Annotated in this window: 12 protein-coding genes, 1 tRNA gene and 1 pseudogene; 7 read left to right on the top strand and 7 right to left on the bottom strand. The window is 61.5% G+C overall.

What is annotated here, in order from left to right; all coding sequences use genetic code 11:
- Positions 1 to 35: 35 nt before the first annotated feature.
- The 5 genes from ACFDS3_RS16105 to ACFDS3_RS16085 form a co-directional block, all read right to left on the bottom strand.
- Complete coding sequence (locus tag ACFDS3_RS16105; protein ID WP_375263375.1) at positions 36 to 866, bottom strand: FRG domain-containing protein; 831 nt, start codon at positions 864 to 866, stop codon at positions 36 to 38.
- Between the two features lie 252 nt (positions 867 to 1,118).
- A complete protein-coding gene (locus ACFDS3_RS16100; RefSeq protein ID WP_375263374.1) occupies positions 1,119 to 1,736 on the bottom strand; it encodes a hypothetical protein in 618 nt (205 codons plus the stop codon).
- A 27-nt stretch (positions 1,737 to 1,763) separates the two neighbouring features.
- Entirely contained in the window at positions 1,764 to 2,102 is a 339-nt protein-coding gene (locus ACFDS3_RS16095) for a phospholipase D family protein (RefSeq protein ID WP_375263373.1), read from the bottom strand.
- A gap of 696 nt (positions 2,103 to 2,798) precedes the next feature.
- Positions 2,799 to 4,664, bottom strand: coding sequence for a DUF262 domain-containing protein (locus ACFDS3_RS16090; RefSeq protein ID WP_375263372.1), 1,866 nt, complete (start codon positions 4,662 to 4,664; stop codon positions 2,799 to 2,801).
- 674 nt (positions 4,665 to 5,338) lie between these two features.
- Positions 5,339 to 5,428: transfer RNA gene (locus ACFDS3_RS16085), tRNA-Ser, on the bottom strand.
- Between the two features lie 152 nt (positions 5,429 to 5,580).
- On the opposite strand from ACFDS3_RS16085, the gene ACFDS3_RS16080 reads away from it, so the two are divergent.
- Genes ACFDS3_RS16080 through ACFDS3_RS16050 form a run of 7 tightly spaced genes read left to right on the top strand, consistent with a single transcriptional unit; the run spans position 5,581 to position 11,796 of the window.
- Positions 5,581 to 6,354 (top strand): SPOR domain-containing protein, encoded by a 774-nt coding sequence (locus ACFDS3_RS16080; RefSeq protein ID WP_375263371.1) that lies wholly within the window; start codon positions 5,581 to 5,583, stop codon positions 6,352 to 6,354.
- 34 nt (positions 6,355 to 6,388) lie between these two features.
- Entirely contained in the window at positions 6,389 to 7,582 is a 1,194-nt protein-coding gene (locus tag ACFDS3_RS16075) for a D-alanyl-D-alanine carboxypeptidase family protein (protein WP_375263370.1), read from the top strand.
- Positions 7,579 to 8,187, top strand: a complete 609-nt coding sequence (gene tmk, locus ACFDS3_RS16070; protein ID WP_375263369.1) for a dTMP kinase — start codon at positions 7,579 to 7,581, stop codon at positions 8,185 to 8,187. Before ACFDS3_RS16075 ends, tmk begins: the two co-directional genes overlap by 4 nt.
- A complete protein-coding gene (locus ACFDS3_RS16065; RefSeq protein ID WP_375263368.1) occupies positions 8,184 to 9,296 on the top strand; it encodes a DNA polymerase III subunit delta' in 1,113 nt (370 codons plus the stop codon). Before tmk ends, ACFDS3_RS16065 begins: the two co-directional genes overlap by 4 nt.
- Before the next feature lie 3 nt (positions 9,297 to 9,299).
- The gene (locus ACFDS3_RS16060) at positions 9,300 to 10,079 is read left to right on the top strand and encodes a TatD family hydrolase (protein WP_375263367.1); all 780 of its coding nucleotides are present in this window, start codon (positions 9,300 to 9,302) and stop codon (positions 10,077 to 10,079) included.
- Positions 10,076 to 10,873, top strand: a complete 798-nt coding sequence (locus ACFDS3_RS16055) for an MBL fold metallo-hydrolase (RefSeq protein WP_375263366.1) — start codon at positions 10,076 to 10,078, stop codon at positions 10,871 to 10,873. The genes ACFDS3_RS16060 and ACFDS3_RS16055 overlap by 4 nt, the downstream gene beginning before the upstream one ends.
- Positions 10,870 to 11,796, top strand: coding sequence for an AEC family transporter (locus ACFDS3_RS16050; RefSeq protein WP_375263365.1), 927 nt, complete (start codon positions 10,870 to 10,872; stop codon positions 11,794 to 11,796). The genes ACFDS3_RS16055 and ACFDS3_RS16050 overlap by 4 nt, the downstream gene beginning before the upstream one ends.
- A 61-nt stretch (positions 11,797 to 11,857) precedes the next feature.
- Here ACFDS3_RS16050 and ACFDS3_RS16045 read toward each other — a convergent pair.
- Positions 11,858 to 12,709: pseudogene (locus tag ACFDS3_RS16045) on the bottom strand (ABC transporter permease); the annotation flags it as partial.
- 14 nt (positions 12,710 to 12,723) lie between these two features.
- Positions 12,724 to 14,269 (bottom strand): ABC transporter permease (locus ACFDS3_RS16040; RefSeq protein WP_375263364.1); only part of this gene is annotated, 1,546 nt, incomplete at its 5' end.

Below are 14,269 nucleotides of genomic sequence, written 5' to 3'. Positions count from 1 at the left end.
CCGTGAATCATGCGGGCCGCACAGCCTCAACCTGATTAATGGGTCCTGAGCGTAGTTTCGCGTTCATCACGCACTTCCACGAAGGACACGCCGCCGGCTTCTGCACTTCTCATAGTATCCTCGAACGCCGCCTGCCGGCTTCGCGTCACGCCGTACTGTTCGAGAGCGAGTTCTAGGGAGCTTTTCCTGTCAGGATAAATGTGCCGCCGTGGGATCCCTGAGCTCCCATTGCTATGGGGGAAGACGATCCGGTCTAGTGGCCAGAGATGATCAAAACTCCCGGGCGCTTCCAAGAACAAGCCCTTCTGGGCTTGCAGCCGCCATAGATTCGGCACGTCCAAGTGAATGGACCGAAGCGTTCCCCCCAAAGCGGCGAAAGCCTCCTCCGCCTTAGGATCGACCAAAAAGATCGCACCTTCACCCTCGCTTGATGCTCCATCGCTCGCGAACCAGCCTGCCACCTCGGGACTGCGCGTGAAGTCTATGAAGTTAGTCAGCGCGAGGCCGTGGTGCTGCGCCGTGGCAATGACCGCATCATCGCTCTGCAGATAGGGAACGAGGTGCGGGGCGTTGCGGACGAATGAAAAAAAGGCGTCAAGCTCAGTGACCGCCTTCACGCGAAATTCCTCGTTGGCTCGCCCGAAACTTGAAACCACCTGCCAATTCGCGTCGCGTTGTCCGCGGAAGTATAGATAATGACCTTCGGCCTTCAAATCGGCAGCCAGTGCCACAGCCGTCTCCAGATCGGGTGCGTCGTACTGTATGAACCCTCCCGGCCGTGGACAGCCCACGATTCCCAGTGCGTTTGGCTTGGCGCCAAGCAGCTCGGCAAGCTTCGTCTCAGACAGCGGTTGATCATCATCCATCTGCGGCGCCCTCTCAATTCACCAGATCACCTGAGCAGGAGTCCGCGCCTGGACCTCTGCAGCGAGCTTTGCGCGCGACCTTAATGTCCGCTAGATATTGGCACAAGCGTAAGAAACCATCCGCCATCTTATGGCCAAAGCGCCTGCTCGGAGTTCACAGCAGAAATCCGCTCTTGCTCAATGCAAGTCAGTGGCGCTCGGCTTAGCGCCGGAACTCACATCAAATGAAAGGCTATCTCCCGTTCTTGAACATCAAACTCGCAGTGCATCGGCGAAAGTTCTTGCATCGAGTGCGCGCCCAAACAGGTTCCCGTCCTTCAAGCTAAAGATCCGCTCACTAAGCAAACCATCTTTGTCTAGCTCCTTATTCGATAGGGTGGGCATGTCTGTTCCTTGCCAAGGCAAAACAGAGAAGTATGACACCTTCACCTTACTATTATCCTCAGCACGAAGGTCGAGGTTGCCGACAAATGCTAACGGCTTGAGATAAAGTTTTCCCCGACCACCTCGATGAAGGCTAATGTAGTGTCCACCGAGCTTCTTTCGCTTGGATAAATTAGTGAAGGCGTCTAACCGACCTTGCGGCTGCCAGTCCACTTTCCGAACAACTTCTGCTTCATTTTTTCTTATCGCCGCTCTTTCAGACTTAGAATGCTGATCTCTCGTCAGCAAAAACTTCCATTCACCGCCCACGCCATTTTCTGCATCTTCTAGCGCGTCAAAAAAGCTATCGTAGCTGCGGCTGCCTTGCGGGGCGCCTCGTTTACTCGAGTTCCAAGTCGCCTCAGCCCACTTGATTTCCTCAGGGCCAACAACTTCCGCATCAATCCAAAGTTCCTCAAACCACCTGCTGGCCGACTCTGCGACCACGTCATCTGGTGATACAAGAATTGAAGCTTAAATTAATTTTGCTTTCGACAGGAACCCGATGCCATTACTCGTCAGATTTGCTGAACCAACCAAGCAACCCTGATCTGAAAGGTATACCTTGGCATGAAAGCAGGAAGTGTATCTTAAGTTATTTTTACCGAGCTTTTCTGATAGCGCCTCCAATGCTACGGGGTTGGTGTCACCCATACCAATATCGCAAACAAGTTGAGCCCCAGCCTCGACTTCGTCCTGGGCCCCTTTCCCGATAAAGGCTGACGCGATCCGAACATTTTTACCCTTCAGAATCTTCTTTATGTGAGGGCCGCTTCCGCCTTCTGCATCGGTGCTGACAAGAAATTGGCTCATGAAGATGCCTTCGATTTCACAGATTACGTGAGGCAAACATCTACTACTCCGGCTACCTTTGCCAATTCGTAATCAGCTCTCTCGATATCGCCCACTCCTGACAGGCTCCTCGGCATCCGTCTTTGGTGGAATCGCAGCGAAAGCTTGCTCTGTGCGCAGACCCGACCTCTGCGCACAGAGCGGCGAACGCCAGCTTCCCGCCCATCGGTGCCTCCTCCGAAGCGTAAGCGATGCACACGCCCACCGGCCGGTTCGAAGAGAAATGGGTAGGCGTGCCGCGTTGCAGCAGAGCAGAGCCTCGCCCTACGGGTGGGGTGGGCACCATCATAGCCGATACGACTTCCTCTGGGTCGGGCCCGTACCCCCAACCTCGCCGTCTCGAAATGCGCTATAAAAGGAGTGCTTGCGGTTGCGATTGGCCGCTCTACCCGTGATGACGATTGGCGGGGCACTCACTAGAGGGTACACCCGCCTGCTACGAACGTGATGTTGGAGCGCCTCATTGCGCGTCGTGTAAGCGACGTCTTCCGCAGGTGTTCGCGACGTCCCGCCAGCAGGCATCGCTGGCGAAGGAACCAATCTACGGGCCCTGCAAACGTGTGCAGTGCCCGTAGGAACCGCTCTGATCCGGCGGTGACAGTTGCGGCAGAAGCAATCATGCTAGATGTTCTCTGCCACCGCCGAATCCCGAATGGTTCACCGCCGCCAAATATCTACAGCATGGCCAAACAGTTCCTCCCCACGAGACGACTGAGACTTTTCGTCCCAATCCGAAACTGGATGAAGTTGCAGATTCAGCGGCAACAGAGAGTGCGCCATCAGCTTTGGTTTCTTCGCCGCCCATCCAAGGTTGCTCTCGTCCGAGTTAAGCGCTTGAGATAAGATCGTGAGATTTCCTAACCGTTGCACAGCCCTGTTTCGCGTACGCGTAGCAATCGCGACTGGATCTGTCTCTTCCGCGTCCTGCAGCTCAACGAAGGTGAGACCCTGCGCGCCGCTTTGAAGCGGCCAGTGCTTCTGCCAGCTCTGGGGCATGATGTGCTCTACTGTTGGTCGCTCGTCGAACTTGAGAGATTCCGATTTAGAGCTTGCGTATCTCTGATTTAGGCGCGCGAAGATGTGCACAAGTCGGCCACTCCCTAGCGGTCTATAGAGCTCATTGTTTAACCACCCCTCTTTGAATCTACTGTCATCGGGCCAAAGGCCGGAGTCGCCAGACTGCGACTTAAGAAACTGTTCGAGGTTTCTTGCAGTAAATCCGTCCCGCCGAAGACTGCGCGCCGCGCTCAGGAACAACTTGTTGTAGTTTTTGGTCCCCAAGTCACACACTGCGCGACGCACAATGTAGGATTCTAGCACCTCCCCGACATGCCGCCACTCATCGTCAGACGGCTCACCCTCGAAGAAACTAAGCAGTAAAGGATAGATTGTGCTTACGTCAAAGTGACTTAAGAATTCCGCGAGTGGAGCTATCGGATCACTGGGATCGGCTGCCAGTATTCGCCGAAAGCTCTGGCTCTGTTCCGATATGAGTTTTAGCTCATCAAGAACGCTAAGCTCGGCTTCCTTCGTCTCACTCCAGTGGCGATATTCAGCGTAAAGGTGTTTGATGGGAATATCTCGTCCTTGGCGGCTGGCCAGTAGGTGCTGTATGAATATGTCACTCCTCGGTCTGTTTAAGCGCCCCTGCCGCACCTCCTCACGCCAGAACTCGTCGTCAAAATGGCTCCAGTGATCTCCGTAAATTTTCTCAGTATTGAGGTTGTCACGCCTCGCCCTTAGAAATAAGTAGTTTCGAATTAGGTCTGCCGGCAGCAGTGGTTGCCCGCGAGCATTCAGCGTTTCGAAAATTACTTGGGGATCATCCCCGGAGTCCAAATCAATCACAACGACGAGCAGAGAAGACCGCATGGAGCGAAGGCATTCCTCCAGCCGCGCTGCAAGACTGTGCTCACCGCCGATCAACTCTTCTGAGGCATTTCCCACGAAGAAATCTTTGAGAGATGAAAAGAAAAACAGGTACGCTTCGACCATCCGCGGCTTTGGATCATCCTTTCGCGCGTACTTCTGGCGACGAGTCGGGTGGCGTTTCAATAGATCGGCTCTTGAGCCAGCACTGATGACGTCGACGAACTGGGCGCGATCGAGGTTTGTCGGCCAAACCTTAAACTGATCAACATCAGGGTTAGCCATCATACCTTTGTTGAACAGGGATTGGCTAATCTCATCGGCAAGCTCTTGACACCCGGCTTCAAGACAAAAATCTCGAAACGCAGCTAGAAATATCTGAAGAGTTGTAAGCCTCTGTTGGCCGTCTATGACCTGCCGCACCAATACATGGCCGGTCGGCGTTTGCTTTTGGTCCAGCACCATCGCGCCAAGGAAGTGGTTTGGTGCACCGCCTACACCTTCAATCGCCTCGGCAAACTTCCTTTGAATATCCTCCCACAGCGGCTGCCACTGCTCCTCCTCGTTCCAAACGTATTGACGTTGGAACAGGGGGATTTCGAGGCGCTGCTTGGTGTCGAAGATGTTTAGGACTGGAGTGCGGTGGACTTCCAATTTTTGTTCTCACATTGCTGAAAATGTTCGGTTGCTGCGGAAGGGTAGACCGAAACGTGCTGTTGCGCTAGGCAAAGCGATCCACGTGCGCCTGAACTGCGAAGGCGATCGGCAGACGCTGCGGTACATCGAGTCGCATGCATGCGGGATCACGAAGAAATCGAAGCCTTTGTCGCGAGACGAACCGCAGAAGGAAAAGAGGCTAGGAATCGTGCGGGGAATCTATCGTCACCTCTGCGTGCCGACCACCGCGCTGCACCTACCTCACAATCCAGAAACCAAAGCCGAGGCTGCGCAAGTAACGAAACTCGGCCTCCGGAAGACCTAAGCTGTTCAAATCTAGAAGTGGGTTCAGGTGAGGTTGGGTGTCAGCTCTTTCTCCACCCGATTGGCTGAGCATACGAGCGCACCTACAGGAGACCAGAACAAGCCAGGTTCGGCGGATCGGCCAGCGTCTTCGAAAACAAGGTCTGGGCGCGGGCCTCATCTCGTGCATGCAATCCACGGCGCGTGATCGCTCGCGCGTCGCTTCCCGACCACAACAACGTTTTCGGACCGTGGCACCGAGCTACAGCCGGACGGCCACTGCTATATGCAGTGTGGGGTGCAATGTGGGCGTGACGTGGTCACAAAACCTGAAAATACAGCACTTTTAGGTGATTATGCCATGAAAGTGGCGGAGGAGGTGGGATTCGAACCCACGGGACGCTCTCACGCCCAACGGTTTTCAAGACCGCCGCAATCGACCACTCTGCCACTCCTCCGGCACCCCGGGCTTACAGGGCTTGAAGGCTGGTGAAAAGAGCCGTGCACGCCCCCGCGCATGCAGACTTCCGGCGCTTTTCAGCAGGAGAGGCCTTCTGTATGTTCAACGCGAGAACCGGCACGCGGCCGGCGGGCAGGACGAGGCAGACATATGACGGATTCCCGACGAGCAACGCGACTCGGCGCAAGCGTATTGTGCCTGAGCGCGGCATTGGCCGTGGCGGGCTGCGTCCGGGTTGGCGGCGACGGTGAAGAAACACGGCCCGTGGCCACGCAACGCCTGGTCGAGCGTGACGTCGAAGCCCCGGAGATCTTCCAGGCCACCGATCGCGGCCTGTGGGACGGGCGACCGTCGCTCGGCGGGGTGTGGGTCGCCCATCCGGATACGCAGGACCCCGAGCGCGTGGTCATCAGGAACGAGGACAATGGCAGGTTCGTGATCGGAGCGCTGTTCCGGCGGGACCGCAATGCGGCCGGCCCTGCCCTGCAGGTCAGTTCGGACGCGGCCGAAGCCCTTGGACTGCGTGCGGGCGAGCCGGCGACTTTGAATGTGACCGCTCTGCGCCGCGAAGAGCCCGGCACAACGGTCGCTGCCGAACCGCCAACTCCGGCCGCGATGCCGGAAGCTGCGGCCAAAGCGGAGGATGCTCCCTCCCCTGCGCCCGCGACGCCGCCGCAGCAGCCGTCGACGCTGGACAAGCCTTATATTCAGATCGGCATCTTCAGCCAGGAAGCGAATGCCGACAACACCGCCGACGCGTTCCGCGACATCGGCGTTGCGCCGACGATCAAGCGGCAGACCAGTTCGGGCAAGACGTTCTATCGCGTGATCGTAGGGCCGGCTGCGAACGCGTCGGAACGCGAGGCGCTTCTCGTGAAAGTGAAGGAGCTGGGCTTCTCTGATGCGTATCTCGTCGGAGACTGATAGACCCGACCAAAATCCTGCCGGAGTGCTTCCGATGCTGATGATCCGCTATCTTCTTGCTTGCCTCGCCCTGCTTGTCGCGCTGCCTGCAGCCGCGTTCGAGACCAACGCCACCGCGGCCTATGTCTATGACGTGACGACCGATACGGTCCTCCTGGGCAAGAACCAGGACGAACCGCTGCCGCCAGCGTCGATGTCAAAGCTGATGACGCTCAACATGCTGTTCGAGGCTCTCGAGGACGGGCGGGTCGACATGGACACGCGGTTCGGCGTCTCGACTCATGCGCGAAGCATGGGCGGCTCGACCATGTTCCTGAACGAACGCGACCGCCCCACGGTTGAAGAGCTGATCCAGGGCATCATCGTGATGTCCGGCAACGACGCCTGCGTGGTCGTGGCCGAAGGGCTGGCCGGGTCCGAGCAGGCGTTTGCGCAACAGATGACCGAGCGGGCACACGACCTCGGGATGACGGACTCGACCTTCGCGAACTCCTCGGGTTGGCCGCACCCGGATCAGCGCATGTCGGTGCATGACCTGGGGCTGCTGGCCACGCGACTGATCGAGCATTTTCCCCAGTATTACGGCTATTTCGCACAGAAGGAGTTCGCGTTCGACAACCGCGCGCCGCAGAACCGGTTCAATCGCAACCCGCTCTTGGGACTCGGGATCGGTGCTGATGGCCTGAAGACCGGCCACACCTCCGAAGCCGGGTACGGCCTGGTCGGCTCGGCCGCGCAAGGTGACCGGCGCATCGTCTTCGTCATCACGGGTCTCGACAGTGCCGAGGCGCGTGCCGACGAGGCAGAGCGGATCGTCAACTGGGCCTTCCGCCAGTTCGTTCAGAAGACCATCATTGAAGAGGGCGAGAAGGTCGCCACGGCCGATGTCTGGATGGGGGAAGCCCCTACTGTCGATCTTGTCACGGCGAGCGGTCAGTCCATGCTGATCCCGGCGCTCGAGCAGGACCAGATAGAAGCCACGGCAACGTTCCCCGAACCGCTGCTCGCGCCGGTGTCAAAGGGCACCGAAGTGGGCACCCTCACGATCAGGATCGAAGGACTGCCGGATCAGAAGGTCCCGCTGCTGGCCGTCTCGGACGTACCCGAGGGCTCGTTCGTGCCGCGTCTGAAAGTCGCCGCGTCGGTGCTGATGGCGAAGGCCATGGACCGCGTTTCCGGCGACGGCGAGGCCACGACAGAGACACAGGTCGAGACACAGGTCGAGTGACGGGACTTTTCCTCAGCTTCGAGGGCATCGACGGTTCCGGCAAATCCACGCAGGCCCGCCGTCTGGCCGCCCATCTCGAGAGGCTGGGGCGGGACGTCGTGCTGACGCGCGAACCCGGCGGCTCTCCCGGCGCCGAAGAAATCCGGCGTCTCGTGCTCGAGGGCGATCCCGATCGCTGGTCGGCCGAGACAGAGTTGCTGCTTTTCACCGCTGCGCGCCGGGACCACCTCGAGCGTCTGATCCGGCCGGAGGTCGCGCGGGGGGCCATCGTAATCTCGGACCGCTTTGCCGACAGCACCCGCGTTTATCAAGGTGTCACACGGGGCGACTTGCGCGGCACGGTGGATGCGCTTCACGAGGCGATCATCGCGGTTGAACCCGATAGGACTTTCCTGATCGACATCGACCCCGAGGTCGGTCTGCGCCGCGCCCTGGCCCGGCAAGGTCAGGAAGAGCGGTTTGAAAGCTTCGGGGTGGAGATGCAGGCGCGGATGCGGGCGGCCTTCCTTGACCTCGCGCAGCAGGCGCCCGAGCGCTTTGTCGTCATCGACGGCAATCGCGACGCAGACAGCATTGCCTGCGACGTCATCGCCGCCCTGCCATGAGCAATCCCGACCCCTACGAGCCGGACCGCGTCGAGGGCGTGCCCCACCCGCGCCACACCCAGCACCTCTACGGTCAGGACGGTGCGGAGCGCGCGTTTCTCGATGCCTATTCCAGCGAGAAGTTGCACCACGCGTGGCTTCTGACTGGGCCGCGGGGCGTGGGGAAGGCGACGCTGGCGTGGCGGATCGCGCGTTTCCTGATCGCCGACCCCGGTGCGGACGGCATGTTCGACGGCCCCGAACGCCTCGACATCGGGGCGGATCACCCGGTCGCCGCGCGTGTCTCGGCGCTGTCCGAACCGCGCCTGTTCCTCATGCGCCCGACTCGCTCGGACACGGGAACCGAGCGGCGCGATATCACCGTGGACGTGGCACGGGGGCTGCGCGATTTCCTGCACCTGTCCTCGACCGACGGAGGGCGGCGCGTGGTGATCGTGGATGCCGCGGATCAGTTGAACACGCAGGCTGCCAACGCGATCCTGAAGCTGGTCGAGGAGCCCCCGGCCCGCACGACGTTCCTGCTGGTCTGCCACGCGCCCGCGCGGCTTCTGCCGACGATCCGCTCGCGCTGCCGCACGCTTGCCTGCCACCCGCTCGGCGGCGCTGACTTGGCCGACGCGATCTCGGCCACCGGCCTCGACCCCGAAATCGAACCGGCTGCCTTGCAGCAATTGGCGTCGGGCTCGGTCGGGGAAGCCGCGCGTCTTCTGCAAGAGGGTGGTCCGGCGATCTATGCCGATCTGGTCGCGCTCGCCAAGACTGTTCCGGACATGGACCGCGCCCGCCTTCTGAAGCTGTCCAACGGCCTCGCGGGCGCGGCCGGGCGGACCCGCATGGACACGCTCGTGCGCCTGATCGGGCTCCTGCTGGCGCGGCTTGCCCGCGCCGGTGCCGGCGTTCCGCCCGAAGCCGAGGCCACGAAGGGCGAGGCCGAGATGCTGGCCCGTCTCGGTCAACATGCGGGGGCAGGCCGAGCCTGGGCGCACCTGAGCCAGGAGGTTTCAGCGCGCCTGGATCACGGGCGGGCGGTCAACCTTGACCCCTCTGCGCTGGTTCTAGATACCGGCCTCAAGATCAACGAGACGGGCCGCCAGATCCTGCGCGGCTAGGACATGCCCCAGATCACCGACAGCCACTGCCACCTGGATTTCCCGGACTTCGACGAGGAGCGCGCCGAAATCGTCGCCCGTGCCCGCGAGGCCGGCGTGCACCGCATGGTCACGATCTGCACCAGGCTCAAGAACGCTCCCGCCGTGCGTTCCATCGCCGAAGAATTCCCCGGCGTCTTCTGGGCCGCCGGCACCCATCCGATGAGCGTCGCGGACGAACCGATGGCCACGGTGGACGAGCTCATTGCACTTTCCGAGCATCCCAGGATGGTCGGGATCGGCGAAACGGGCCTTGACTACCACTATACCGCTGAAAGTGCCGAGGTGCAGCAGCAGAGCCTGCGCATCCATATCGAGGCTTCGCGGCAGACCCGCCTGCCCCTCATCATCCATTCGCGCGACGCGGACGAGGACATGGCTCGCATCCTCTCCGAAGAGCACGTAAAGGGCCCCTATCCCTGCGTGATGCACTGCTTCTCGTCCACCGCCGAACTCGCGCAGGTGGCGCTGGACCTCGGGTTCTACCTGTCGATGTCGGGGATCACGGCCTTCAAGAAGTCCGAAGACCTGCGCGACATCTTCCGCGAAGCACCCCTGGACCGCATCCTGGTCGAGACGGACAGCCCCTACCTCGCCCCGCCGCCTCATCGCGGCAAGCGCAATGAGCCTGCCTACACCGCCCACACCGCGCGGGTCGCGGCCGAAACCTTCGGCCTCGACTACGACACCTTCGCGGCCCGCACCGAGGAGAATTTCGAGCGCCTCTTCTGGAAGGCTGCATGACCCTGCGCTTCACCATCTTGGGCTGCGGGTCGTCGGGCGGAGTGCCTCGTATCGGCGGGGACTGGGGCAAATGCGACCCCTCGAACCCCCGCAACCTTCGCCGCAGGTGCTCCATGCTGGTCGAACGGATCACCGGTACCGGGACCACGCGCGTGCTGATCGACAGCTCGCCCGACATGCGGGCGCAGCTTCTCGACGCTGGTGTCGGTACGCTGGACGCGGTGGTGATGACGCACGAGCATGCCGATCACTGCCACGGGATGGACGACCTGCGCATGGTCGTCATGAACACGGGCCGGCGGGTGGACGTCTGGATGACAGACAGCTGTGCGCACGACATCCGCACGCGCTTCGCCTATGCCTTCGAGACGCCCGAGGGATCGGCCTATCCCCCGATCCTCGAACACCGCCGCATTGATGGTCCCATCGAGGTCGACGGTGCCGGCGGTCCCCTCACCCTGCATCCCTTCGAGGTGGAGCACGGGCGGATCACCGCCCTGGGCTTTCGGGTCGGCGGCCTCGCCTACCTGCCCGACGTCAACCACATTCCGACGGCGGCCTGGCCCGCGGTCGAGGGGCTGGACATCTGGGTCGTCGATGCGCTGCGGCGCAAGCCGCACCCGAGCCACTCGCACCTGGCCCAGACGCTGGGCTGGATCGATCGTGCGCGCCCCGCGCTGGCGGTGCTGACGAACCTGCACAACGACCTCGATTACGAGACGCTGCGGACCGAGCTTCCCGCCAACGTCGATCCTGCCCACGACATGATGGTGCTTGAACTGGACGACGCGTGAGCGCGCTGCTCGACGTCATCCTGCCGGTCTTCCTGCTGATCGGGGCGGGATACCTGGCAGTGTGGCGCGGGCTGTTTACGGATACCGGGGTCGACGGCCTCATGGCCTATACGCAACGCTTCGCCATCCCCTGCCTGCTTTTCCGTGGCATCGTCGAGATCGACCTGGGCGAAGAGTTCACATGGCCGCTCTTGCTGACCTTCTACACCGGCGCGCTGTCGGGCTTCGCGCTGGGTGTCGCGGGGGCGCGGTTCTTCGGCCGGCCATGGGAAGAGGCGATCGCCATCGGCTTCTGCGGGCTGTTTTCGAACTCGACCCTTCTGGGCCTGCCGATCACTGAACGCGCCTTCGGATCGGACATCCTGCGCTACAACTACGCCATCATCGCGATCCACCCGCCCCTGTGCTACCTGATCGGTGTCACTGCGATGGAGATCGTCCGCTCTCACGGGGAACCCTTGGCCGGCCTGCCCCGTAAGGTGACCCGCGCGATGTTCCACAACGCGCTGGTGATCGGCATCGCGCTCGGCTTCGTCGTCAACCTCAGCGGGATCGACCTGCCCGAGGTCGCCGACGATGCGCTCGACCTCATCATCCGCTCGGCCCTCCCCGCGGCGCTGTTCGGGTTGGGCGGCATCCTCTTCCGCTACAAGATCGAAGGCGATGCGAAGATCATCGCGCTGATCTGTACCGCCTCGCTGGTCGTCCACCCGAGCGTCGCATGGCTGCTGGGGGCGCTTCTGAACTTGTCGGTCGATCAGTTGCGCGCGGCTGTTCTGACGGCCGCGATGGCACCGGGCGTCAACACCTACATCTTCGCAAACATCTACGGCCGGGCCCAACGATCCGCCGCATCCGGCGTGCTGGTGGGGACGGCCTTTTCGATCCTGAGCGTCTGGCTTTGGCTGCTGATCCTGCCCTGACGGGCAAACGCGAACGGGGAAGGCCGCAGCCCTCCCCGTCCGTGTCGCAACCCGAAGCGGTTCAACCCGGAGACATCCCCCGCATCTTTTCCGACCGGCGGCGGAGCAACTCGACCCCGGTCAGCAGCAGGATCGAGATCGTCACGAGGATCGTCGCGACGGCCAGGATCGTTGGCGAGATCTGCTCGCGCAGGCCGATGAACATCTGCCAGGGCAACGTCTTCTGTCCCGCCGAGCCAACGAAGAGCACGACCACCACCTCGTCGAAGGACGTGATGAAGGCGAAGAGTCCACCCGAAATCACGCCCGGCAGGATCAGCGGCATCTGAACCTTGAAGAAGGTGCGCACCGGCCCGGCTCCCAGATTTGCCGACGCGCGGGTAAGCGACCGGTCAAAGCCGACCAGCGTCGCCGTCACCGTGATGATGACGAAGGGGATGCCGAGGGCCGCGTGGGCCAGCACGACGCCCCAATACGTCCCCTGCATCCCGAGGCGGGAGTAGAAGAAGTACATCCCCGCGGCCGAGATGATGAGCGGCACGATCATCGGCGAGATCAGGATCGCCATGATCGCCCGGCGGAAGGGCACGTGGGACTGCGACAGCCCCACCGCCGCAAGCGTACCGAGACCCACCGAAAGCAGGGTCGCCACAGGCGCGATCTTGATCGAGTTCCACATCGCGTCCTGCCACTGGGAGTTCGTGAAGAAGTCCCTGTAGTGCTTGAGCGAATAGGCGTCCGGGTCGAGCGCCAGCATCCCCGGCGTGAAGGTGAAGAAGTTCTCGGCGTTGAACGACAGCGGGATGATCGTGAGGATCGGCGCGATCAGGAAAAAGAAGATCAGGCCGCAGATCACGTAGAACGTGTAGTGCCAGATCTTCTGCCCCAGAGAGGCATAGGGAGGGAGTTCCATGTTGTCGGGTCTCCTTAACCGAGGCTCACGTTGTCGATGCCCACGATGCGGTCGTAGAGGTAGTAGAGCAACAGAACGAGCGCGAGCAGGATCGAACCCAGGGCCGCGGCAAGGCCCCAGTTGAGCGAGGACGAGATGTGATAGGCGATCCGGTTCGAGATGAACGTACCGGTGGTGCCGCCAACGATCTCGGGGGTGATGTAGTAGCCGATCGACAGGATGAAGACGAGGATGCAGCCCGCGCCGATGCCTGGCACAGATTGTGGAAAGTAGACCCGCCAGAAAGCCGTCCAGTTCGTTGCGCCAAGCGACTTGGCCGCGCGGACATAGTGAGGCGGGATGGTTTTCATCACCGAGTAGAGCGGCAGGATCATGAAGGGTAGCAGGATGTGCGTCATCGCGATGATCGTGCCCGTCTGGTTGTTGATGAGCTCGAGGCGATTGCCGTCGCTGATGAGACCGATCCAGACGAGGATGTCGTTGATGACCCCCTGCTGCTGCAACAGCACCTTCCAGGCCGAGGTACGAACCAGAAGCGAGGTCCAGAACGGCAAGAGCACCAGGATCAGGAGCAGGTTCGACGTGCGCAGCGGCAGGTTCGACAGCAGGAACGCGATCGGGTAGCCCAGCAGGACGCACGAGAGCATGATCGTCAGCGACATGAACATCGTGCGCTGGAACAGCAGCATGTAGATCTGCTGGTCCTCGGGCTGCGACTCGATCCCCTGCGGGGTCAGCTGCATGTCGATCGCCGACAGGAAGTAGCCGGCCGTGTAGGGCGACGAGAAGGCCTTGATCGTGCCCCAGACCTCGGGGTCGGCCCAGTCCTCGTCGATCTCGTCGATGAAGAAGTCGCGGACCGAGATCTGCTCGAACCCGACTGCCGCTTCGGCAGCGTTATCAAGAAGTCGCGCCTGTTCGCCTGCGAAAGCGCCGGCGGTGTAGCTGCCCGTGAGGTCCTCGTAGAGAGCCTGGTAGACAATGTTCCAGGGCTCTTCCTCGGTCGGCGAGTCCCTGTCTTCGGTCTGGATGACCCGGGCGAACTGGACATAGCTGCGGGCGGTGCGGGGCAGCGCCTCTTGTGCCTGCTCCGAGACTTCGAAGACCGGTTCGGGGCCGACCGGGTCCTCTTGCGCGGCCCAGTCGGCGCGCGCATCGAGCCAATCGGGATCGGCCATGAGCGAAACCCAGGTCGAGGGCTCTTCCCACGCCTCGTTCAGCTCGATGAACTGGTCGGCATAGACCTCGCCCAGGTCATCGACGCCGCGTCCCGACTTGCGGAAAAGCGACGACATTCCAGTGGTTTCGTAGTTCAGGCGCGAACCGAGGCGGGTGTGGTTCTTGAGCTCGGCCGCGACGACGAGGTCGGCGCCGAGCGCGCGGAACGTCTCTTCGTCCGGGATGTCCTGACCGTCCCAGTCGTCAAGGGCGACGACGGTGCGGGGCAGCGTCTGGCTGACGATGTCGTTCTCGACCGAGCGGAACAGCATGTCCGCGATCGGCGCGATGAAGGTGATGAGGATGAACAGCAGAAGCGGCGCAATCAGGCCGAGCGCGCGG

The sequence above is a fragment of the Palleronia sp. genome (assembly GCF_042089775.1).
Lineage (GTDB): Bacteria > Pseudomonadota > Alphaproteobacteria > Rhodobacterales > Rhodobacteraceae > Palleronia.
This window is presented reverse-complemented; position numbering and strand designations above follow the sequence as displayed.

Bases quoted from the DNA above. Each gene is read 5' to 3' on its own strand.
- ACFDS3_RS16060 (WP_375263367.1), top strand. From the start codon at position 9,300: ATGCCCCAGATCACCGACAGCCACTGCCACCTGGATTTCCCGGACTTC.
- ACFDS3_RS16065 (WP_375263368.1), top strand. From the start codon at position 8,184: ATGAGCAATCCCGACCCCTACGAGCCGGACCGCGTCGAGGGCGTGCCC.
- ACFDS3_RS16080 (WP_375263371.1), top strand. From the start codon at position 5,581: ATGACGGATTCCCGACGAGCAACGCGACTCGGCGCAAGCGTATTGTGC.
- ACFDS3_RS16105 (WP_375263375.1), bottom strand. From the start codon at position 866: ATGGATGATGATCAACCGCTGTCTGAGACGAAGCTTGCCGAGCTGCTT.
- ACFDS3_RS16075 (WP_375263370.1), top strand. From the start codon at position 6,389: ATGCTGATGATCCGCTATCTTCTTGCTTGCCTCGCCCTGCTTGTCGCG.
- ACFDS3_RS16095 (WP_375263373.1), bottom strand. From the start codon at position 2,102: ATGAGCCAATTTCTTGTCAGCACCGATGCAGAAGGCGGAAGCGGCCCT.
- ACFDS3_RS16055 (WP_375263366.1), top strand. From the start codon at position 10,076: ATGACCCTGCGCTTCACCATCTTGGGCTGCGGGTCGTCGGGCGGAGTG.